This window comes from Pantoea sp. SGAir0183 (assembly GCF_043545505.1).
Genome location: NZ_CP028053.1, coordinates 4,259,376 through 4,281,808, shown reverse-complemented (window position 1 = coordinate 4,281,808; position 22,433 = coordinate 4,259,376). Strand labels below are relative to the sequence as shown.

Here is a 22,433-nt window from a genome sequence, read left to right as displayed (position 1 = left end):
GCAGGCCGCTCGTTGGGTGTGCGAAAAGTAGACGAAACCGTGCTAAAATAGCGGTAGCGTAACTTTCTTTACGGTCAATCCGGCGAGTGATAGATTGATCACGTTTCCAGCAATAATCTGCACGACATCTTTATAATAAGTGGCAGAGAGCGGAAGCAGGGTGCTTAACTCCAGGACAACCAGGCGAAACGTCTTGTACCTCTATATTGAGACACTGAAACAGAGACTGGATGCAATTAACCAGCTGCGCGTAGATCGCGCGCTGGCTGCAATGGGACCCGCTTTTCAGCGAGTCTACAGTCTGCTGCCGATCTTATTACATTATCAACATCCGCTGATGCCGGGTTACCTCAAAGGTAACGTTCCACATGGCATCAACGTCTTCACGCCTGATGAAAACCAACTGCAGCTACTGGCCGAGTTAACAGGCGAGCAAGAACTTACCCTGGTTGACGCGCCAAAAGGCGAACTGCCCATTACCGGTATTTACTCGATGGGCAGTACCTCCTCTGTTGGACAAAACAGCGTGTCCGATCTGGATATCTGGGTGTGCCATCAATCCTGGCTGGATAATGAAGAGCGCCTCAATCTGCAGCGCAAATGTGCGCTGTTGCAAAAATGGTGCGCCTCCATGGGCATCGAAGTCAGCTTCTTCCTGATCGATGAAAACCGCTTCCGCCATAACGAAAGCGGGAATCTTGGCGGTGAGGACTGCGGTTCCACTCAGCATATACTGCTGCTGGACGAGTTCTACCGCACAGCCGTGCGCATGGCAGGTAAACGTATCCTGTGGAATATGGTGCCGGGCGAAGAAGAGCATCACTATGATGACTATGTGATGTCACTCTACGCGAAAGGCGTGCTCACGCCCAACGAGTGGCTTGATTTAGGCGGCCTCAGTACCCTGTCAGCGGAAGAGTATTTTGGTGCCAGCCTGTGGCAGTTGTATAAAAGTATCGACTCACCTTACAAAGCAGTCCTGAAAACGCTGCTGCTTGAAGCCTACAGCTGGGAATACCCGGACACTAAACTGCTGGCGATGGACATCAAACAGCGACTGCACGATGGCGAGATCGTCTGTTTCGGTCTGGATCCTTACTGCATGATGCTGGAGCGCGTTACGCATTATCTCACCAGTATCGACGATCAGCCGCGGCTCGATTTAGTACGCCGCTGCTTCTATCTGAAAGTATGCGAAAAACTCAGTACGGATGACCATCAGCAACGTAGCGGCTGGCGTCGTGAAATTCTGTCGCAGCTGGTGAAATCCTGGGGTTGGGACGACGAAAAGCTCGCTATTCTGGACAACCGTGCCGAATGGAAAATCGAACGCGTCCGCGAAGCGCATAATGAGTTGCTCGATGCCATGATGCAAAGCTATCGCAATCTTATCCGCTTTGCCCGCCGCAACAATTTAAGCGTCAGTGCCAGCCCGCAGGATATCGGCGTGCTGACCCGTAAATTGTACGCTGCCTTTGAGGCTTTGCCGGGCAAGGTGACGCTGGTTAATCCGCAGATTTCCCCCGACCTGTCCGAATCCAACCTGACCTTTATTCATGTGCCGGCGGGCCGCGCCAATCGTCCAGGCTGGTATCTGTATAATCAGGCGCCGGATATGAGCTCGATCATCAGTCACCAGCCGCTGGAATATAATCGCTATCTCAATAAGCTGGTGGCCTGGGCATGGTTCAATGGTCTGCTGACCAGCAAAACCCGTCTGCATATCAAAGGCAACGAGTTGTGTGATCTGGCGCGCCTGCAGGAGCTGGTTGATGATGTCTCCAGCCATTTCCCGCTGCGCCTGCCTGCACCCACGCCCAAAGCGCTCTACAGCCCCTGCGAAATTCGTCACCTGGCGATCATCGTTAACCTTGAGCACGATCCGACCTCGGCGTTCCGTAACCAGGTGGTGCATTTTGATTTCCGTAAGCTCGATGTCTTCAGCTTTGGCCAGCAGCAGCAATGTTTAATTGGCAGCATTGACCTGCTGTACCGTAACTCATGGAATGAAGTGCGTACGCTGCACTTTAGTGGCGAGCAGGCGATGATAGAAGGGCTGAAGACCATCCTGGGTAAAATGCATCAGGATGCCTCACCGCCAGATACGGTGGAGGTTTTCTGCTATAGCCAGCATTTGCGCGGCTTGATTCGTACCCGTGTGCAGCAACTGGTGTCTGAATGTATTGAACTGCGCCTTTCCAGTACGCGTCAGGAGCCGGGCCGGTTCAAGGCATTACGCATGGCCGGCCAGACCTGGGGTCTGTTCTTTGAACGCATGGGGGTTTCGGTGCAGAAACTGGAAAACGCCGTTGAGTTCTATGGCGCCATATCCAATAACAAGCTGCACGGTTTGTCGATCAAGGTTGAGTCCAATCAGACGCCTTTGCCGCCGGTGGTCAATGGCTACGCCAGCGAAGGGATCATTCAGTTCTTCTTTGAAGACACCACTGACGATCGCGGCTTCAATATCTATATCCTGGATGAAAGTAACCGCGTTGAGGTCTACCACCACTGTGAAGGCAGCAAAGAAGAGCTGGTGCGGGATGTCAGCCGTTTTTACTCGTCGTCACACGATCGTTTTACCTACGGCTCAAGCTTTATCAATTTCAACCTGCCGCAGTTTTACCAAATCGTGAATGTGGGCGACCGTTATCAGGTGATTCCCTTCAGGAATCAGACATTAACGGCGCTGTGCGCCTCACAGCCCGATAACGACAACAACGACTATCAACCACGCTATCAGATGCACTGAGTTCTGCCGGAGGCTTGTGGCGCTCTGCCAGGGCCTGCCACAAGGCTTGCGTGAATTGCTGGGATTTCCTGTTGCTTTTCCAACTTCAACTGCGATGATAAGCATCCAGGACACAGGACATGAAGAGCATAAAGAATGAAGAAAGCGATAAGCCTGTTAGCAATGACACTGGCATTAACAAGCCTTGCAGGCTGTGGATTGAAAGGACCGCTCTACTTCCCACCGCAGGAAACGCCAAAACAAGCCGCGCCCACGTCAGCGCCCACGCAAAAGCAGAAAGCCGAGGCCTCTAAAGCGGATGTGGGCGGTCTGGTGACCGGTGATTCAAGCTCACAAATGAAATAATTCTTATGGCGTATCCGGCGGAGCAAAAAATGCAGTTCTCCAAAATGCACGGTCTCGGCAACGATTTCATGGTTGTGGATGCTGTGACGCAAAACGTCTTTTTCTCGCCGGAACTGATCCGCCGGCTGGCCGATCGCCATTTAGGGGTGGGTTTTGATCAGCTACTGATCGTCGAACCGCCTTATGATCCCGATCTCGACTTCCACTACCGTATTTTCAATGCGGACGGAAGCGAGGTGGCGCAATGCGGTAACGGGGCGCGCTGTTTTGCCCGCTTTGTCCAGCTGAAAGGCCTGACCAATAAAAGCGACATTCGCGTCAGCACCCAGGCGGGCAGAATGGTGCTCAGCGTTACGCCCGACGAGCTGGTCCGCGTGAATATGGGGGAGCCCAATTTTGAGCCCCAGCAGGTGCCTTTCCGCGCTAACAAGGCTGAAAACCTGTACCTGCTTCGCGTGGCGGAGCAGACGGTCATGTTTGGTGCCGTCTCCATGGGAAATCCCCATTGCGTGATTCAGGTCGAAAGCACCAAAACCGCACAGGTCGAGCTGCTGGGACCGATACTGGAAAGCCACGAGCGTTTTCCTGAGCGCGTCAACGTTGGCTTTATGGAAATCATCAACCCTGAACATATCCGGTTGCGTGTTTACGAACGTGGTGCGGGCGAAACGCAGGCGTGCGGCAGCGGTGCCTGTGCAGCGGTGGCCTGTGGCATTCAGCAGGGGATTCTGAGCCAGAAAGTGCGCGTTGATTTGCCAGGCGGTACGTTACACATCGCCTGGAAAGGTGCCGGACAGCCGCTGTTTATGACCGGCCCGGCCACACATGTCTACGATGGGTTTATTCACTTATGAAAAATGTCGAAGAGCAGGTGGAAAACACACCTCTGCTGGACGATGAGGCCGTCAGTGATTATCTGCGACAGCATCCTGATTTCTTTATGCGTAATGCGCGCCAGGTCGAACAGATGGCCGTACCGCATCCGGTTCGCGGCAGCGTTTCGCTGGTGGAATGGCACATGGCGCGCCAGCGCAACCATATTCAACGGCTGGAAGAAGAAATCACCTTGCTGATGGAGCAGGCCACGGCGAACCAGCAACTTTTTGCCCGCCTGCTTGCACTGCAAAGCCATCTTGCCGCCGCGAGTTCACTGCAGGATATGCTGAACCGCTTGCATCGCTGGGCGCGTGAGCTGGGCCTGGCCGGGGCCAATATCCGCCTGTTTAACGATAAGTGGCGGCTGGGCGCGCCCTCTGATTTTGTGCAGCTTGGCCTGGCGCGCCAGGCCTTTGAACCGCTGCGCATTCAGCGCTTCGGTAATGAACAGCACTATCTCGGCAGTATTAATGGCCCCGAACTGCTGCTACTGCTGCCCCAGGCGAAAGCCATCGGCTCGGTGGCCATGTCACTGATGGGCGAACAGGGTGAACTCGGCATCATCATGTTCAGCAGTCGCGACAGCCTGCATTATCAATCGGGCATGGGAACCTTACTGCTACAGCATCTTTCGCAGATGATGCCGGAATTACTGGAACGTTGGGTGGAGCGCGCATGAGCAGCGTGCTGCAGGAGGCCGTTGACGGATTTCTGCGCTACCTGAAGGTTGAGCGCCAGCTCAGCCCGTTAACGCTGAGCAGCTATGCGCGCCAGCTAGAGGCGTTGGTGAGCATCGCCGATGAAATGAAGGTCGGCGCATGGTCGCAACTCGATCCCGCCATGGTACGCAGTATGGCTGCCCGCAGCCGTCGGGCAGGCCTGGCCGCCAGCAGTCTGGCGCTACGGCTTTCGGCGCTACGCAGTTTTCTTGACTGGCAGGTGAGCCAGGACATGCTGCCCGCCAACCCGGCGAAAGGCATTGCCACACCGCGTAATGGCCGCCATCTGCCCAAAAATATCGACGTCGATGAAGTTAATCAACTGCTGGAAATCGATCTTAACGATCCGCTGGCAATACGCGATCGTACCATGCTGGAAGTGATGTACGGCGGAGGGCTTCGCCTGTCCGAACTGGTCAATATGGACTGCCGCCATGTTGATCTTGAGGCGGGAGAAGTCTGGGTATCAGGAAAAGGCAATAAAGAGCGGCGCGTACCGATTGGACGCACGGCGGTCAACTGGATACAGCAATGGCTGCCGCACCGTCTCGCCTTTAACGCCGACGACGATGCGCTGTTTCTCTCCAGCCGGGGCAAGCGCATCTCTGCCCGTAATGTTCAAAAACGTTTTGCCGAATGGGGCATTAAACAGGGCGTGAACAGCCATATTCATCCGCACAAGCTGCGTCACTCCTTTGCAACCCATCTGCTGGAATCCAGTGGCGATCTGCGCGCGGTGCAGGAACTCCTTGGTCATGCCAACCTGTCGACGACGCAAATTTATACCCACCTTGATTTCCAGCACCTGGCTTCGGTGTATGATGCTGCGCATCCCCGCGCCAAACGAGGAAAGAGTGAATGAAGTTCTATCGCCCGCTGCGTGCCATCAAAGCGATCACCTTTGATTTAGACGACACGCTGTATGACAACTATCCGGTCATACGTAAAACCACAGAAGCATCGCATGCCGCTCTGCAGGCTTTTCATCCTGCACTGCGTGACGTGACGCCGGATGATGTGGCGACGCTGCGCAATCAACTGCGACTTCGTGAACCTGACATTTATCACGATGTGACAGAATGGCGCCGTCGTACGATAGAGCTGCTTATGACTGACGCGGGCTTAACGGCAGCAGACGCGACAGCGGGCGCCGCCCAGATCATGGAGGTGTTCCATCACTGGCGCAGCCAGGTGGCGATGCCGGCGGAAACCCATGACACGTTGAAAGCGCTGGCGAAAAAAGTCCCGCTGGTAGCGATTACGAATGGTAACGCGCAGCCTGAAAAGCTCGGCCTGTCAGCCTACTTCCAGTTTTCACTGCGTGCTGGCCCAGACGGGCGCGCGAAGCCGTGGCAGGATATGTATCACCTTGCCGCGCAACGCCTGAATATCGCCCCGGGCAGTATTCTTCACGTCGGTGACGATCTCACTACGGATGTGGCCGGCGCGTTACGTTATGGCATGCAAGCCTGCTGGATTAACCTGCGTGAGGGGAATCTGATGCACATTGACGATGCCCGTCTTCTGCCCCACGTTGAAATTTCACAGTTGGCATCACTGACCTCGCTGTTATAATGGCTGTAAATTTATCCAGTCTTATGCTTCGCATTCTCTGACTTATTGGTGCTTATGGACGTTTCTGAACTGCTCGACGGGTTGAATGACAAACAGCGTGCTGCCGTTGCGGCACCGCGCAGCAACCTGCTGGTGCTGGCGGGCGCGGGCAGTGGAAAAACACGCGTTCTGGTGCACCGCATCGCCTGGCTGCTGTCCGTTGAAAACTGTTCACCTTATTCCATTATGGCGGTGACCTTTACCAACAAGGCGGCGGCAGAAATGCGTCACCGTATTGAGCACCTGATCGGCACCAGTCAGGGCGGTATGTGGATTGGCACGTTTCACGGCCTTGCGCACCGTCTGCTCCGTGCGCATCATCTCGACGCGGGGCTGCCGCAGGACTTCCAAATCCTCGACAGTGAAGATCAACTGCGCCTGCTCAAACGCCTGATTAAGGCGATGAATCTGGATGAGAAGCAGTGGCCTGCGCGTCAGGGCATGTGGTACATCAACGGCAAGAAAGATGAAGGTTTACGGCCGAAGCACATTGAAAGCTATGGCAACCCGGTAGAACAGACCTGGCTGCGCATTTATCAGGCCTATCAGGAAGCCTGCGATCGTGCCGGGTTGGTCGATTTTGCCGAGTTGCTGCTGCGGGCCCATGAACTGTGGTTAAACAAGCCCCCTATCCTGAATCACTACCGTGAGCGTTTCAGCAATATTTTGGTGGATGAATTTCAGGATACGAACAACATTCAGTATGCCTGGATTCGTATGCTGGCGGGCGACAGCAGCAAAGTCATTATCGTCGGTGATGACGATCAGTCCATCTATGGCTGGCGCGGGGCGCAGGTTGAAAATATTCAGCGCTTCCTGACGGATTTTCCCGGTGCCGATACCATTCGTCTTGAGCAGAATTACCGCTCCACCAACACGATTCTGAAAGCCGCTAACGCCCTGATTGCCAATAATAATGGCCGACTCGGCAAAGAGCTGTGGACCGATGGCAGCGATGGCGAACCGGTCTCGGTTTACTGCGCCTTCAACGAGCTGGATGAGTCGCGCTTTGTCGTCAATCGCATTAAAGCCTGGATGGAAAATGGCAATGCGCTGGCCGATTGCGCGATTCTTTACCGCAGTAACGCCCAGTCGCGCGTGCTGGAAGAAGCCCTGCTGCAGGCCAGTATGCCCTACCGGATTTACGGCGGCATGCGCTTCTTCGAGCGCCAGGAAATTAAAGATGCGCTGGCCTATCTGCGTCTGATAGCCAACCGCAACGACGATGCGGCCTTCGAGCGCGTGGTCAATACGCCCACACGTGGCGTGGGCGATCGTACGCTGGATGTGGTGCGTCAGACGGCCCGCGAACAGCAGATCACCTTATGGCAGGCAACGCGTGAACTCCTTCAGTCACGCGCGCTCGCCGGCCGTGCCGCCTCTGCCCTGCAACGTTTCTGTGAGCTGGTGGATTCACTGGCAAGCGAAACCGCCGAAATGCCACTGCACGTGCAGACCGATCGGGTCATCAAGGATTCCGGTCTGTGGCTGATGTACGAGCAGGAAAAGGGTGAAAAGGGCCAGGCGCGTATCGAAAACCTTGAGGAGCTGGTGACAGCCACGCGCCAGTTTAGCTATCAGGATGAAGATGAAGACCTGATGCCGCTTCAGGCCTTCCTGTCGCATGCCGCGCTGGAAGCCGGCGAAGGGCAGGCGGACAAATGGCAGGATGCGGTGCAACTGATGACGCTGCACTCTGCGAAAGGGCTGGAGTTCAGTCAGGTATTTATCGTCGGCATGGAAGAAGGCATGTTCCCCAGCCAGATGGCGCTGGACGAAGGTGGACGGCTGGAAGAAGAGCGCCGCCTGGCTTACGTTGGCGTCACACGTGCCATGATGAAACTGACGCTGACGTACGCGGAAACCCGCCGTCTGTACGGAAAAGAAGTTTACCATCGCCCCTCGCGATTCATCGGTGAGCTGCCCGAAGACTGTATTGAAGAAGTCCGGTTACGCGCCAGCGTTACGCGGCCGGTCAGCCATCAGCGCATGGGCACACCGATCAGCAAAAGCGACACGGGGTTCTCTCTGGGACAGCGCGTTCGTCACGCGAAGTTTGGTGAAGGCACCATCGTGAATCTGGAAGGTAGCGGGGAACACAGCCGCCTTCAGGTGGCATTTCAGGGGCAGGGGATCAAGTGGCTGGTGGCTGCCTACGCCAAACTGGAAACCGTCTAGCCGCCGGTTGACGACTTTTTCGTCTCAGCGTAACATGCGCGCACTATTATCATGAGAGGACAATGCCTTGGACACGCCCAGTCGATGCTGGCTCATTAACCTGGTTTTCAGGAATAACATCTAAGGCTATCTCATTACGCTGGTAGCCTTAGCGGTTATCAGCGACCTCCCTTTTTGATCCGTCGCACGAGTCAGCACTGATTTATCGTTTCTCCGTGTTCAGGTTCGCGGTTATCTGTTCCGACCGCCTTACAACGTTGTCCCATAAAGTCTGCAATGGGGAGTCTTGCTATGCTGAGCGCATTTAAACTTGATAACAGTCGCCTGACGCGTCTGGAACTGGAAGAAGAAAGCGATAAACTGACCACGTCAGTGTGGGTTGACCTGGTCGAGCCTGAGGAAGGCGAGCGCGACCGTGTTCAGTCCGAGCTGGGGCAGAGCCTGGCCACGCGCCCTGAGCTGGAAGATATCGAAGCCTCAGCGCGTTTCTTCGAAGATGAAGATGGCCTGCACATCCACTCCTTTTTCTTTTTTGAAGATGCCGAAGATCATGCCGGCAACTCGACGGTCGCCTTTACGATTCGCGAAGGACGCTTATATACACTGCGCGAGCGGGAGCTTCCTGCCTTTCGTCTTTACCGCATGCGAGCCCGCAACCAGACGTTGATTGACGGTAACGCTTACGAGCTGCTACTCGACCTGTTTGAGACCAAAATTGAACAGCTGGCGGATGAGATTGAAAACATCTATAGCGCGCTGGAAAAGCTTAGCCGCGTGATTATGGAAGGTCAGCAGGGCGAGGAGTACGATCAGGCGCTGTCGCGGTTAGCTGAGCTGGAAGATATCGGCTGGAAAGTGCGCCTGTGTCTGATGGATACGCAGCGAGCGCTTAACTTCCTGGTACGAAAAGCCCGTTTGCCAGGCAATCAACTGGAGCAGGCGCGCGAAATCCTGCGGGATATCGAATCGCTGCTGCCTCACAATGAGTCCCTGTTCCAGAAGGTCAACTTCCTGATGCAGGCGGCGATGGGCTTTATTAATATCGAGCAGAACCGCATCATCAAGATCTTCTCGGTGGTTTCCGTGGTTTTCCTGCCGCCAACGCTGGTGGCCTCCAGCTACGGCATGAACTTTGAGTTTATGCCTGAACTGAAATGGAGCTTTGGCTATCCCGGTGCGATTTGCCTGATGATGCTTGCCGGTCTGGCGCCTTATCTTTATTTCAAACGCAAGAACTGGCTGTAATCGTCTGTCAGGGCCGGTCAACCGGCCCATTTCGCTGGCCTGCTGGCACAATTCTGCGTAATCTACCCGCTCCATTTTCACAAAAAATTAACTTTTATGGCCTCTCTTTCATTGCGCGTGCAGTGGTTACTGTTGTTGGTCGCATCGGTATTACTTGGCGCACTCTTCCAGTATTTTCATGTTCCGGCCGCCCTGTTACTGGGCCCGATGATTGTGGGCGTGATGATGGGGTTATCCGGTGCCACATTGCGCATCCACAAGCGGCTGTTCCTGCTGTCGCAGGCGGTACTGGGCTGTATGATTGCACAGAGCCTGTCACCGTCCATTTTAACGCCGCTGTTACAGGACTGGCCCGTCGTGGTAGCGGTACTGCTGCTGACTCTGGCGGCCAGCGGTGTGTCGGGCTTTTTGCTGGTTCGGTTTAGTCAGCTTCCCGGCCCGACCGGCGCGTGGGGATCGTCACCAGGTGGTGCTTCTGCCATGGTGGCGATGGCGGGAGAATTCGGCGCGGATGTGCGTCTGGTCGCCTTTATGCAGTATCTGCGCGTTCTGTTTGTGGCGGGCGCGGCAGCAATGGTGGCTCGCATCGGCCTGGGCGATGGCGCTCATGCGGGATCACTGGTTTGGTTTCCTGCATTGAACAGCGGTTTTCTGCTGACGATTTGCCTGGTGATCGGCAGCGCCTGGCTGGGCCCCTGGTTACGCATTCCGTCCGGCGCGTTGCTGGTGCCTGCGCTGATTGGCGCTACGCTGCACGCTACCGGAACAGCCGTGCTTCAGATGCCTGAATGGCTGCTTGCCCTGGCGTACGCGCTGATCGGCTGGAGCGTGGGGCTGCGCTTCACCCGACCCATTTTCAAACTGGCGCTGAGTACCCTGCCGCAAATGCTGCTGTCCATTTTCGGCCTGATGCTGCTGTGTGGCGGACTGGCGTGGATGTTGACGCGCGTACTCCATATTGACCTGATGACCGCCTATCTCGCCACCAGTCCAGGTGGCCTGGACACCGTGGCGATCATTGCGGCCGGAAGCGGAGTGGATATGGCGTTTGTGATGGCGATGCAAACCCTGCGGTTATTCACCATTCTCCTGACCGGCCCGGCAATGGCGCGTTTTCTTTCACGCTTTGCGCAGTCGGCCCCGCGCTGAAAACACGACGGCATCCAGAATGAAGACCAGCAATGCCAGCCAGATAAAGCCAAACGTCAGCATTTTATCCGGCGTGATGGTCTCGCCATAAAACAGCACCGCCAGTAAGAACATCAGCGTTGGGCCAAGATACTGAAAGAAGCCAACCGTCGACAGGCGCAGCCTGGCACAGGCTGCGGCAAAGAACATCAGCGGAATGGTGGTCACAATACCTGCGGCGATCAGCAACAGATTCAGGCTGGCGGGATTGGCGGTAAGATGGCTGGTACTGCTGTCTGCAAAACCAAATAAATACAGCGCGGCCAGCGGAAACAGCCACAGCGTTTCAATCAGCATACCGCTCTGGGCATCGACCTGAATTTTCTTCCTCATGAGGCCGTAAAACGCAAAGCTGAAGGCCAGGCCTAATGCAATCACCGGCACCGAACCAAACTGCCACAGCTGCAAAAGGACGCCAGCGGTAGCGAGCGCCACAGCCAGCCACTGCAGACGACGAAAACGTTCGCGCAGGAAAACCATACCAAACACAACGTTAATCAAAGGGTTAATAAAATAGCCCAGACTGGCTTCTAGCATATGCTGGTTATTCACCGCCCAGATAAACAGCAGCCAGTTACCGCCCACCGTGACGGCGGTCAGCGCCAGTAGCAAGACCTTTTTGGGTTGGCGCACGACGCTTCTGACCTGCCCCCAGCTGCGGCTAAGCGTAATCAACAGCAGCATAAACAAGGCTGACCAGATTACCCGGTGCGTCATGATTTCAGTCGCAGGGACGGCTTTAACTAATTTGAAGTAGGCAGGTGCAATGCCCCATATGAAATAAGCGCCAAGCGCAAAACCTATTCCCTGACGGGTTTGCTGGGTATCCATAAATCATCCTGAAAGTTCGTTCTGTACCAAAAGTCACTGAGAGAAAGCGGCGTGACAGAGGGCCGCAATGTTACCGCAGTCCCCGTCATGTCTGTAGCCCGATCTGGCAACAGGCAGGGTCAGGCTTTGTCCTGCTCACGGGCAAGCTGGCGGGAAAGACAAATGGCCTGATGATTGTCATCCGCCCACGCAATCAGTTGCTGCATCGGTTTAAGAAAAGAACGACCTAACTCTGTCAGACTGTACTCAACCCGTGGCGGCACTTCCGGATAAAGAGTCCGCAGGATATAGCCGTCCACCTCCAGCCGTTTCAGCGTTCGTGACAGCACCTGACGAGCGACATCGCCAATATGGCGGTGCAGCTCATTGAAGCGCAGCGTGCGCTCGGCCAGCGCCTCAAGAATCAGCAAACTCCATTTATCGCCAATCCGGTCAAGTACATCCCGAATGGGGCAAGGCTGTTCATAACTGAATGTGTTAGGGGATGACACAGACATGGAAAGGGTTCCTGCACGTTGTAATAGTCACTTTCATGTGACTGAGTCAGCACAAAGTGACGTCTTGTTATCCATTTTGCGCGAATGTACCATCCGCAGCGACAACAGTCTATTTTTGTGACCTGGTGTGATATCAAAACCTGATGGCGCGTCCGGGCCATGCCCGGCACCCTGTATGAAGTAATCCTCTGGCGCGGAGCGGTTAGCGCTGTAACGAATGAGCAAGGAGAAAAATGATGGCAACCTTTCTGAAAACCCTGCTGCTGACGGCAGGTATCCTGACAGCGAGCGCTGGGTACGCCGTACAACCGAAAGAAGGCCGCGATCTTAACGTGGAAGAGGCCAATCGTGCGCTGGTGATCAACTTTTATAATCAATTTTTCAATCAGCACAAGGTGACAGAAGCGGCCCGGGTCGTGGCGGACGATTACCGCCAGCACAATCCCGGGGTGCCGAATGGCAAGGCACCGCTGGTTAACTTTTTCAGCGATTTTTTCAGCAAAAACCCACAGTCAAAAGCGCGCATCGTTCGCAGTGCAACCGACGGTGATCTGGTATGGCTGCATGTTCACTCGACCAATGGTGAACACGATCGTGGTCAGGCTGTTACGGATATTTTCCGCGTGAAAAACGGCAAAATTGTCGAGCACTGGGATGTGATTCAGGCCGTACCGGCGACCTCAGCGAATACCAATACGATGTTCTGAGGCAGTCAGGATACTGTGTGGCAGGGCCTGAACGGTGCCACGCGTCGATTCGCTTAACCGGTCAGGTAGGTCGCGGTTGCGGTGGCAATGTAAAGGCCCTGCTCATTATGTAATTCTACCCGCGCCACAGAGACTTTATTGCCGGCACGCAGTAAACGGCTGCTGGCAATAAAGCGCTCGCCCCGTCCGGGACGGAGATAATCCACCCGCATATCAATCGTCCCCATACGGGACAGTCGCTGGCGCAGCACGTCTTCACTTATCTGCTCATCACGTGTCAAGGCATGGCTTACGCACACCATGCCCGCGGCGACATCCAGTACCGCTGCTGTTACACCACCATGAAGAATGTGCTGGGCGGCATTGCCCACCAGCATGGTTTTGTTGGCAAAACTGATTTCTGCGTAATCGGTTTCCAGGCGATCCAGTTCCAGACCCAGCGCCTGATTAAACGGCATGTGATAAATAAAAATTTCACCGACGAGGCGGCGAGCGTCCTGCTGAGTCAATAGCACGGATGACATGGTGTTTAGTCCTGAACAGCTGGTAATTGAACTGTAGATGTTAATAAGATGTTTATTCTATGCTTCGCTCGACAGGGTTTCCAGTTTAGGAAATCAGCGCTGATGTTCACCCACTTTTGTGTGTAGAATGTCCTGCTTTTTACAACACCCATTCGCTTTTATGAATACGCAGTTTTCACCGGAGAATCCTATGCGTAAGCATCGCGCCTTGCTGGCGGCAATGTTACTTCCTGCTTTGGCGCAGGCGGACGAAGCCACAATTAAACATGTTCACGATGCACCGCAGGTGCGAGGCAGCATCATTGCCAACCTGCTGGAGCAGCACGACAACCCGTTTGTGCTTTATCCTTACGAAAATAATTATCTGCTTTACACCTATACCAGCGACATAAATAAAGAGGCGATTTCCTCTTACAACTGGGCAAAAAACGCACGTAAAGATGAAGTGAAATTCCAGCTCAGCCTGGCATTTCCGTTGTGGCGTGGCATCGTCGGTGACAACTCCGTATTAGCGGCGTCTTATACTCAGCGCTCATGGTGGCAGTTATCCAATAAAAAAGAGTCGTCGCCTTTCCGTGAGACGAACTATGAGCCACAGATTTTCCTGGGCTGGGCGACCGATTACTCGTTTGCCGGCTGGACACTGCGTGACGTTGAGGTCGGTGTGAATCATCAGTCTAACGGCCGCAGCGATCCGACCTCACGCAGCTGGAACCGTGTTTATACTCGTCTGATGGCGCAGAACGGTAACTTCCTGGCCGAGATCAAGCCCTGGTTCCGTATTTCAGAAAGCGCGAATAATGACGACAACCCCGATATCACCAAATACATGGGTTATTATCGTGCGAAGTTAGGTTACGCCATGGGCGACAGTATTTTCAGCGTTGAAGGCAACTATAACTGGAATAGCGGCTACGGCGGCGCTACGCTGGGCTGGAGTTATCCGATCACCCAACACGTTCGTTTCTATACGCAACTGTTTAGCGGCTATGGCGAATCCCTTATTGACTACAACCATCGTCAGACACGCGTCGGTGTGGGCGTGACACTCAACGATTTATTTTAATTAACCATCAAGTCAGGATCACAGTGGCAACCTCGGCAGTTCTTAATCAGGAAGCGTTGGCGCAGCAGGTATTACAGGATACCTTCGGCTACCAGCAGTTTCGTCCCGGTCAGCAGGCCATTATCAATGAAGCGCTGAATGGGCGAGACTGCCTGGTGGTGATGCCAACCGGCGGCGGGAAATCACTCTGCTATCAGATCCCCGCGCTGGTGCGTGAAGGGCTGACACTGGTCGTCTCGCCCTTGATCTCGCTGATGAAAGATCAGGTGGATCAGCTGCTGGCAAATGGTGTTGCGGCGGCGTGTCTCAATTCGACCATGACCCGCGAGCAACAGCAAAACGTCATGGCGGACTGCCGAAACGGACGCGTAAAGTTGCTCTATATTGCGCCCGAACGCCTGATGATGGATAACTTCCTGGAAAGCCTGGCGCACTGGCAGCCTGCGATGCTGGCGGTGGATGAGGCGCACTGCATTTCTCAGTGGGGACACGATTTCCGGCCCGAGTACGGCGCACTGGGGCAGATGCGTCAGCGCTTTCCCGATCTGCCGGTTATGGCGCTCACGGCGACCGCCGACGAAACCACCCGCCTTGATATCGTCAACCTGCTGCATATGCAGGACCCGCTGATTCAAATCAGCAGTTTTGATCGACCTAATATACGCTATACGCTGGTGGAAAAATTCAAACCCACCGAACAGTTACTGCGTTACGTACAGGATCAGCGGGGCAAGTGCGGCATCATTTACTGCAACAGCCGGGCAAAAGTTGAGGACACGGCCGCGCGCCTGCAGAGCCGCGGTCTCAGCGTGGGTGCCTATCATGCCGGTATCGACAGCGCGCAGCGCGCCCGCGTGCAGGAAGCGTTTCAGCGCGACGATCTGCAAATTGTGGTCGCCACCGTGGCGTTTGGCATGGGCATTAACAAACCCAATGTGCGGTTTGTGGTCCATTTCGACATTCCCCGCAATATCGAATCCTACTATCAGGAAACCGGCCGTGCGGGTCGTGATGGCCTGCCTGCGGAAGCGATGATGCTTTATGATCCTGCAGATATGGCCTGGTTACGTAAATGTCTCGAAGAGAAACAGCCCGGCCCGCTGCAGGACATAGAGCGGCATAAATTGAATGCCATGAACGCCTTTGCTGAAGCGCAGACCTGTCGCCGTCTGGTGCTGCTGAACTACTTTGGTGAAGGGCGGCAGCAACCTTGTGGTAACTGCGATATCTGTCTCGATCCGCCTAAGCGCTATGACGGTCTGGTTGAAGCCCAGAAAGCGCTTTCGAGTATTTACCGTGTCGGCCAGCGCTTTGGCATGGGTTACATCGTTGAAGTTTTGCGCGGCGCGAACAATCATCGTATCCGTGAACAGGGTCACGACAAGCTGCCGGTTTATGGGCTGGGTAAAGAGAACAGCCATGAGCATTGGGTGAGTGTGCTGCGTCAGCTGATTCATCTGGGGTTAGTCACCCAAAATATTGCCATGCATTCTGCACTGCAACTTACCGAAGCGGCCCGACCGGTGCTGCGCGGTGAAGTCCCGCTGATGCTGGCGGTACCACGGCTCATTACAACCAGACCGAAAAGTAGCAGTTCGGCAAAAGTCTACGGGGGTAACTATGACCGTAAGCTGTTTGCCAAACTCCGCAAGCTGCGTAAGGCGATAGCGGATGAAGAGAACATTCCACCCTATGTGGTCTTTAACGACGCCACATTGCTGGAGATGGCGGAACAGATGCCGGTCAGTGCGTCAGACATGTTGAGCGTGAATGGGGTCGGTCACCGTAAACTCGAACGTTTCGGTAAGCCCTTTTTGCTGATGATTAAAGAGCATCTTGATGAAGAGTAAAGAGGCATTACCATGTTGATATTGTTTGGCACGATTGCGTTGGTCCACCTTGTTGCGCTCATGAGCCCCGGCCCGGATTTCTTTTTCGTTTCGCAAACGGCGGCCAGCCGTTCGCGCAAAGAAGCGATGTTGGGTGTGTTGGGCATTACGCTGGCGGTCATGATCTGGGCAGCGGTGGCGTTAATGGGCCTGCATTTGATCCTGCAAAAAATGGCCTGGCTGCATCAAATCATCATGGTCGGTGGCGGGCTTTACCTGTTATGGATGGGATGGCAGCTGATCCGTTCCGCGCGTCAACGTCATAAGCAGCCGGTACAGCAGGAGCCTGTCGTCGATCTGCCAAAGAAAGGCATGAGCTTTATCAAAGGGTTGTTAACCAATCTCTCTAACCCCAAAGCGGTGATCTATTTTGGTAGCGTCTTCTCATTATTTATCGGTAACGATGTCGGTGGGCTGGAGCGCTGGGGATTGTTTGTGTTGATTAGCGTCGAAACCTTTGCATGGTTTTCTCTGGTCGCCGCAATTTTTGCTTTGCCATGGATGCGGGATAAATATCAGCGTGCCGCGAAGTGGGTGGATGGCATGGCGGGCGTACTGTTCGCCGGATTTGGCATTCATCTTATCCTGTCACGCTAAGGTCGCCAGACCGGCTTTATGCGGCCGCCGACAGTATGCTCTGTCGTGCGGCTGCAGGTGTACATCAGGCCATTCGCCTTGCGCTGGCCAGCAGTCCGCCAATCGCAATAAATAATCCCCCGAAAATACGGTTCATCAGCTTCATCTGTTTAGGGCCTTTGATCCAGCCCGCAATGCGCGTCGCTAAGGTGGCGTAACCAATCATCACCACGATATCCACCAGTACGGTGGTTATGCCCAGAACCAGATACTGCAGCATAAGGGGTTGATGAGGAAGGATAAACTGCGGAAACAGCGCGGCCAGAAACACAATACTTTTGGGATTGGTGAGGTTCACCATGACAGCCCGTTTAAACAGGCGGCGACGCGGCATCGCTTTTGACATCGCGTTGAGATCAATGGCGCCGGCAGCCCGCCACTGTTGAATACCCAGCCAGACCAGATAGCCGGCACCGGCCCATTTCAGAATCTCAAACGCCAGCAGCGACTGAGAAAACAGCGCGCCAAGACCCACCCCTACCAGGGCGATATGCAGCGCGAGCCCTACCTGCAGCCCGGAGATGGAGGCGACGGCACCACGATAACCGTGGCTGATGCCGGTGCTCATGGTGTTAATCGCGCCTGAGCCGGGTGAGAGGCTCAGAATTGTGGTGGTAAGAAGGTAGGTCAGCCACCATTCGATGGTCATGGGTTGTACTCCCGGTCTCGTCTGAAGTGTGACACAATACGCCAGAATGCTGCGCAGAGCCATGGACATCATGCGGCCGTTCAGACTCTTTTTTTCCGGCAATCAGGAGGGCGGATGAAGCAACACAGGGCAAGCTGGCTGCGACGCGAAAAGGCCTTTGCCGCCTTTGCTACTGGTCCACTGCTTGATTTCTGGCACAGCCGTGAAGAGTGCGAATTCACTGGCGTTGGAAACCTGACATTGCGCTATGTCCGGTTCATTTCACCGCAACATAAACGCGTCATCCTTATCGTGCCGGGGCGCATCGAAAGCTACGTTAAGTATCCCGAACTGGCTTACGATCTTTTTCACTGCGGCTTTGATGTGATCGTGCTCGATCATCGCGGTCAGGGGCGATCGGATCGTCTGCTGGATGACTCTCACCGCGGGCATGTGGTGGAGTTCAGCCATTATGTTGATGACCTCGAAACGCTTTATCTCAAAGAGATTGTGAGCCGTCATTATCAGCAGCGCTATGCACTGGCTCATTCGATGGGCGGCGCGATTTTGACGCTCTTCCTGGCGCGTCAGCCCGGTGCATTTCATGCCGCCGCGCTGGTGGCTCCCATGTTTGGGATTGCGTTGCCGTTACCCGCTTTTCTGGCGCATAAGATTCTTGACTGGGCGGAAAAGCGCCCCGCTGTGCGTGAGGGTTATGCATTAGGCACAGGGCGCTGGCGGGCGCACCCTTTCGGCATCAACCGGTTAACGCACAGCCATGAGCGCTACCGCCGCAGTCTGCGTTTTTATGCGGATGATCCGGCTATTCGCGTGGGCGGACCTACGTATCACTGGGTCAGAGAAGGGATTCATGCCGGGCGCAATATTCTGAGCCAGGTGGATAACATTACGACTCCGTTGCTGGTGCTGCAGGCCAGTGAAGACAGCGTGGTGGATAATCGCTCGCAGGATCTGTTTTGTGACGCGATGGCGGCAGCCGGTCACCCCTGTCAGGGCCGGACACCGCAGGTTATCAGCGGCGCGCGCCACGAGATCCTGTTTGAAAAGGACAGCATGCGCGCCGAAGCGCTCAATACCATCGTCGATTTCTTTTTATCGCAGCATTAGTTCGCAATTTACATTACCGGCTACGGCCAACCGACACCGATACCCGAGGTTTTCATGTACCACATTGTTGTGTCCGATCTGGATGGCACACTGCTTTCTCCCGAACATCGCCTGACCGCCAATGCGCGCGAAACGCTTCAGCAACTGGTCGCGCAGGGCATTCACTTTATTTTTGCCACAGGCCGTCATCACATCGATGTCGGGCAAATGCGTGACAAGCTGGGGATTCCGGCTTACATGATTACGTCAAACGGCGCGCGCGTTCACAATCCGGCAGGGGAGCTGGTTTTTAGCCACAATCTGGACGCGGACATCGCCCACGATCTGTTTGGTCTGCAGTATCATCATCCGGACGTGCTGACGCATGTTTATCGCGACGATGAGTGGTTTGTCAGCCGCTGCAGTCCGGCGGAGAAGGATTATTTTCGCGAGTCCGATTTTCACTATCAGGTTTATGAGCCGGGCATGCTGCCGACGGATGGCATCAGCAAAGTCTTTTTTACCTGTGAAGAACCGGAACACCTTGTCCCTATGGAGCAGGCCATCGAAGCACGCTGGGGCGACAGGGTTAACGTGAGTTTTTCGCTGCCGACCTGCCTCGAAGTGATGGCAGGCGGCGTGTCAAAAGGCCATGCCCTGGAAGCGGTGGCAAAACAGTTAGGCTTTACGCTTAAAGACTGTATTGCGTTTGGTGATGGTATGAATGATGTCGAAATGCTGAGTATGGCAGGCAAAGGCTGCATTATGGCTAACGCCCATCAGCGTCTGAAAGACACCTTACCTGAACTGGAAGTGATTGGCAGTAATGCCCAGGATGCCGTCCCGGAGACGCTGAGAACACTCTATCTGTCGTAATCCGAAAAGAAGGCCGGTAAGCCGGCCTTCTGGCAAATCCGTTATGCCCTTTTTTGCTTATGCCGGTGCTCACTGATCATGGTTAACAGCAGCAGCACTACCGCCATAACGGCGCCGGCAATCATCACGATGAATCCGCCATCCCAGCCGAAATAATCGACGGTATAACCCACAATGGCGCTGGCCGCGACTGAGCCACCCAGATAACCGAACAGCCCCGTAAACCCGGCAGCCGTGCCAGCCGCTTTTTTGGGTGCCAGCTCCAGCGCATGCAGACCAATGAGCATTACCGGTCCATAAATCAGAAAGCCAATCGCGATCATGCAGGCCATGTCCACACCGGGATTGCCCGGCGGATTTAGCCAGTAGATGACGGTAGCAGCGGTAACCAGCGTCATAAAAAACACCCCTGTCGCACCACGGTTGCCGCGAAAGACCTTGTCTGACATCCAGCCGCACAACAGCGTACCGGGAATGCCCGCATACTCATAAAAGAAGTAGGTCCAGGAGGACTTATCAAGCGTGAAATGCTTTACTTCTTTCAGGTAGGTCGGTGACCAGTCGAGGATGCCGTAACGCAGCAGGTAGACAAACACATTTGCCAGAGCGATGTACCACAGCAGTTTGTTGGGCAGGACATACTTCATAAAGATTTGTCTGGCAGTGAACTCTTCCTCATGACTTTCGTTGTAATCCACCGGATAGTCGTTTTTATAGGCCTCAATCGGCGGTAATCCACAAGATTGCGGCGTATCGCGCATCAGGGCAAAGGCCAGAATCGCAATGGCGATCGCCCCGAAGGCGGGCATATATAGCGCGGCTTTCCAGTCGTTGAACCACGCCATCCCCAGCAGAAACAGCAGGGGCGGAATCCCGCCGCCGACGTTATGCGCACAGTTCCACACAGAAACGATGCCGCCGCGCTCCTTTTGTGACCACCAGTGGACCATAGTGCGTCCGCAGGGCGGCCAGCCCATTCCCTGAAACCAGCCACAGATGAACAGCAGTACGAACATCACCATAATGCTGGAGGTTGCCCAGGGCACAAACCCCATAATCAGCATTACAGCAGCCGCCAGCGTTAAGCCGGCAGGTAAGAAGACCCGTGGATTCGACCGGTCTGACACCGAACCCATAATAAATTTGGAAAAGCCATAGGCGATGGAGATGCCTGAAAGCGCAAAACCCAGATCGCCGCGTGAGAAGCCTTGTTCAACCAGGTAGGGCATCGCCAGGGCGAAATTCTTTCGAACCAGATAGTAGGCCGCATAGCCAACGAAAATTCCGATAAAGATTTGCCAGCGCAGGCGACGGTAGCGTGGATCGATACGATGATCTTCGACCCGGGGCTGGTGTGGTGCAGGTTTAAAAATACTCAACATAGCGGCGGCCCTCCAGGGCGCATTATGATTTTGATTCCCGGCAGGTTGGGCAAAACTCAAGAAAACGGCGATCGGGATGCGCCATTTCGCGCAGAGAATAGACAGAGATACATGGCTTTACTGTGATGAATGACAAATATGTTACAGATTTATGACAATCTGGCGCAAAAAGCTCAGGCCGATGCGCTGATGCGCACATTTTTCTGCTGACAGGATATGCCCGATGAGAAGATAAAAAGCCTGACCGGCAGATTAATGCGTAACTGCCTGGTTAATGCACAGATGTCAACCAGATAAATCTCCCTGCTGTGCGGACATTGTTTACACTGTCGCTCTGTTTATTTCGGGGTTGTTACCGTGCTTTTATTGATTGTTACTACCATTCTGTGGGCTTTTTCATTCAGCCTGATTGGCGAGTATCTTGCCGGTCAGGTTGACAGCTGGTTTTCGGTGCTGATGCGCCTGGCGCTGGCGGCCGTGGTATTTTTGCCTTTCCTGCGCTGGCGCGGCTATCGCCCCTCTACGCTCCTGCTGTATATGCTGGTAGGCATGCTGCAACTGGGCATCATGTATTTACTGAGTTTCGAAGCCTATCTCTATCTGAGCGTGTCTGAATTCCTGCTGTTTACCGTGATGACGCCGCTGTACGTCACGTTGATCTACGACGTGATCAGTCGACGGCCTCTGCGCGCAGGGTACATTTTCAGTGCGTTGCTGGCTGTGGCGGGCGCGGCAATCATTCGTTATGACAAAGTCAGCGATAACTTCTGGTTCGGCCTGTTGCTGGTACAGTTAGCCAATATTTGCTTTGCAGCAGGTATGGTGGGCTACAAACGTTTGCAGGAAACCCGTCCTGTGCCGCAGCACACGGCCTTTTCGTGGTTCTATCTGGGCGCGGTGCTGATTGCGGTGGTGGCCTGGGCCGTCTGGGGCAACCCGCATAAACTCCCGACCACCTCACTGCAGTGGGGCATTCTGGTCTGGCTGGGCGTGGTGGCGTCCGGACTGGGTTACTTTATGTGGAACTACGGTGCTACGCAGGTCGATGCTGGCACGTTGGGCATCATGAACAACATGCATGTGCCGGCAGGCTTGCTGGTCAACCTGGCGATATGGCAGCAAAAGCCACACTGGCCAAGCTTTATTGCCGGTGCGCTCGTGATAGTAGCGTCCTTGTGGGTCCATAAGCGCTGGGTGGTCGGTAAGAACAATCAACAGTGAAGAAACAAGGCATCGCCGCGCATCGACGCCAAAAGTAGCAGGCCGCTCAGTCTGTTGCGATCCCATGGCGGACGGGGCGCGCGTCGGCAGAAGGCGAGCAAGACGACGTCTGCTCGCCCGGCAGAGCGGACCGCATTGTTATCCCGGTGCGC

22 protein-coding genes are annotated in these 22,433 nt (G+C 54.7%); 17 read left to right on the top strand and 5 right to left on the bottom strand.

The features are described from left to right. Positions 1–193: 193 nt before the first annotated feature. From C1N59_RS19925 to C1N59_RS19880, 10 genes are all read left to right on the top strand, one after another. On the top strand, positions 194–2,752 hold the full coding sequence (locus tag C1N59_RS19925; protein ID WP_033737355.1) for a class I adenylate cyclase: 2,559 nt from the start codon (positions 194–196) through the stop codon (positions 2,750–2,752). Between the two features lie 135 nt (positions 2,753–2,887). Further along, positions 2,888–3,097 (top strand): LPS translocon maturation chaperone LptM, encoded by a 210-nt coding sequence (locus tag C1N59_RS19920; RefSeq protein ID WP_033737356.1) that lies wholly within the window; start codon positions 2,888–2,890, stop codon positions 3,095–3,097. Positions 3,098–3,126: 29 nt separating this feature from the next. Continuing rightward, a complete protein-coding gene (dapF, locus tag C1N59_RS19915) occupies positions 3,127–3,951 on the top strand; it encodes a diaminopimelate epimerase (protein WP_033737412.1) in 825 nt (274 codons plus the stop codon). Further along, complete coding sequence (locus C1N59_RS19910) at positions 3,948–4,652, top strand: DUF484 domain-containing protein (RefSeq protein WP_006121450.1); 705 nt, start codon at positions 3,948–3,950, stop codon at positions 4,650–4,652. Before dapF ends, C1N59_RS19910 begins: the two co-directional genes overlap by 4 nt. Beyond that, positions 4,649–5,554: a tyrosine recombinase XerC gene (xerC, locus tag C1N59_RS19905; protein WP_033737359.1), complete on the top strand. Its 906-nt coding sequence runs from the start codon at positions 4,649–4,651 to the stop codon at positions 5,552–5,554. The genes C1N59_RS19910 and xerC overlap by 4 nt, the downstream gene beginning before the upstream one ends. Continuing rightward, positions 5,551–6,267, top strand: coding sequence for a 5-amino-6-(5-phospho-D-ribitylamino)uracil phosphatase YigB (gene yigB / locus C1N59_RS19900; protein ID WP_033737361.1), 717 nt, complete (start codon positions 5,551–5,553; stop codon positions 6,265–6,267). Before xerC ends, yigB begins: the two co-directional genes overlap by 4 nt. Before the next feature lie 54 nt (positions 6,268–6,321). Continuing rightward, entirely contained in the window at positions 6,322–8,484 is a 2,163-nt protein-coding gene (uvrD, locus tag C1N59_RS19895) for a DNA helicase II (RefSeq protein ID WP_039339236.1), read from the top strand. A gap of 67 nt (positions 8,485–8,551) precedes the next feature. Next, complete coding sequence (gene ysgD, locus C1N59_RS19890) at positions 8,552–8,608, top strand: YsgD/CorL family protein (protein ID WP_349887138.1); 57 nt, start codon at positions 8,552–8,554, stop codon at positions 8,606–8,608. Between the two features lie 167 nt (positions 8,609–8,775). After that, the gene (gene corA / locus C1N59_RS19885; protein WP_006121454.1) at positions 8,776–9,729 is read left to right on the top strand and encodes a magnesium/cobalt transporter CorA; all 954 of its coding nucleotides are present in this window, start codon (positions 8,776–8,778) and stop codon (positions 9,727–9,729) included. A 96-nt stretch (positions 9,730–9,825) separates the two neighbouring features. Then, a complete protein-coding gene (locus C1N59_RS19880; protein WP_054688546.1) occupies positions 9,826–10,878 on the top strand; it encodes an AbrB family transcriptional regulator in 1,053 nt (350 codons plus the stop codon). On the opposite strand, the gene rarD is transcribed toward C1N59_RS19880, so the two are convergent. Together rarD and C1N59_RS19870 are read right to left on the bottom strand one after the other, a co-directional pair. Further along, positions 10,849–11,748 carry an EamA family transporter RarD gene (rarD, locus tag C1N59_RS19875; RefSeq protein ID WP_054688544.1) on the bottom strand — a complete coding sequence of 300 codons (900 nt, stop codon included), beginning with the start codon at positions 11,746–11,748 and terminating at the stop codon, positions 10,849–10,851. The two genes, C1N59_RS19880 and rarD, sit on opposite strands and share 30 nt — an antisense overlap. 119 nt (positions 11,749–11,867) lie before the next feature. Continuing rightward, positions 11,868–12,245, bottom strand: a complete 378-nt coding sequence (locus C1N59_RS19870; RefSeq protein ID WP_394550115.1) for a winged helix-turn-helix transcriptional regulator — start codon at positions 12,243–12,245, stop codon at positions 11,868–11,870. 233 nt (positions 12,246–12,478) lie between these two features. Between C1N59_RS19870 and C1N59_RS19865 the strand changes: the two genes are divergently transcribed. Next, entirely contained in the window at positions 12,479–12,952 is a 474-nt protein-coding gene (locus C1N59_RS19865; protein ID WP_006121456.1) for a nuclear transport factor 2 family protein, read from the top strand. A gap of 53 nt (positions 12,953–13,005) precedes the next feature. Here C1N59_RS19865 and C1N59_RS19860 read toward each other — a convergent pair whose 3' ends face one another. Further along, positions 13,006–13,476, bottom strand: coding sequence for a thioesterase family protein (locus C1N59_RS19860; protein ID WP_058708545.1), 471 nt, complete (start codon positions 13,474–13,476; stop codon positions 13,006–13,008). Between the two features lie 190 nt (positions 13,477–13,666). Here C1N59_RS19860 and pldA point away from each other — a divergent pair, with 190 nt between their 5' ends. From pldA to rhtC, 3 genes are read left to right on the top strand one after another with little or no spacing between them, the layout of a single operon-like run. Continuing rightward, a complete protein-coding gene (gene pldA / locus C1N59_RS19855) occupies positions 13,667–14,542 on the top strand; it encodes a phospholipase A (RefSeq protein ID WP_033737373.1) in 876 nt (291 codons plus the stop codon). A gap of 23 nt (positions 14,543–14,565) precedes the next feature. Further along, the gene (gene recQ, locus C1N59_RS19850; protein ID WP_006121459.1) at positions 14,566–16,392 is read left to right on the top strand and encodes an ATP-dependent DNA helicase RecQ; all 1,827 of its coding nucleotides are present in this window, start codon (positions 14,566–14,568) and stop codon (positions 16,390–16,392) included. A gap of 12 nt (positions 16,393–16,404) precedes the next feature. After that, a complete protein-coding gene (rhtC, locus tag C1N59_RS19845) occupies positions 16,405–17,028 on the top strand; it encodes a threonine export protein RhtC (RefSeq protein WP_006121460.1) in 624 nt (207 codons plus the stop codon). Positions 17,029–17,092: 64 nt separating this feature from the next. Here the strand turns inward: rhtC and rhtB are convergent, their stop codons facing one another. Next, positions 17,093–17,716 (bottom strand): homoserine/homoserine lactone efflux protein, encoded by a 624-nt coding sequence (gene rhtB / locus C1N59_RS19840; RefSeq protein ID WP_033737374.1) that lies wholly within the window; start codon positions 17,714–17,716, stop codon positions 17,093–17,095. Between the two features lie 114 nt (positions 17,717–17,830). Here rhtB and pldB point away from each other — a divergent pair, with 114 nt between their 5' ends. Together pldB and yigL are read left to right on the top strand one after the other, a co-directional pair. Next, positions 17,831–18,823 (top strand): lysophospholipase L2, encoded by a 993-nt coding sequence (pldB, locus tag C1N59_RS19835; protein WP_006121462.1) that lies wholly within the window; start codon positions 17,831–17,833, stop codon positions 18,821–18,823. A gap of 54 nt (positions 18,824–18,877) precedes the next feature. Beyond that, positions 18,878–19,678, top strand: a complete 801-nt coding sequence (gene yigL, locus C1N59_RS19830) for a sugar/pyridoxal phosphate phosphatase YigL (protein WP_033737375.1) — start codon at positions 18,878–18,880, stop codon at positions 19,676–19,678. 41 nt (positions 19,679–19,719) lie between these two features. Here yigL and glpT read toward each other — a convergent pair whose 3' ends face one another. After that, complete coding sequence (gene glpT / locus C1N59_RS19825; RefSeq protein WP_058708542.1) at positions 19,720–21,060, bottom strand: glycerol-3-phosphate transporter; 1,341 nt, start codon at positions 21,058–21,060, stop codon at positions 19,720–19,722. 357 nt (positions 21,061–21,417) lie between these two features. On the opposite strand from glpT, the gene C1N59_RS19820 reads away from it, so the two are divergent. Then, positions 21,418–22,281 carry a carboxylate/amino acid/amine transporter gene (locus C1N59_RS19820; RefSeq protein ID WP_006121466.1) on the top strand — a complete coding sequence of 288 codons (864 nt, stop codon included), beginning with the start codon at positions 21,418–21,420 and terminating at the stop codon, positions 22,279–22,281. Positions 22,282–22,433: the final 152 nt, after the last annotated feature.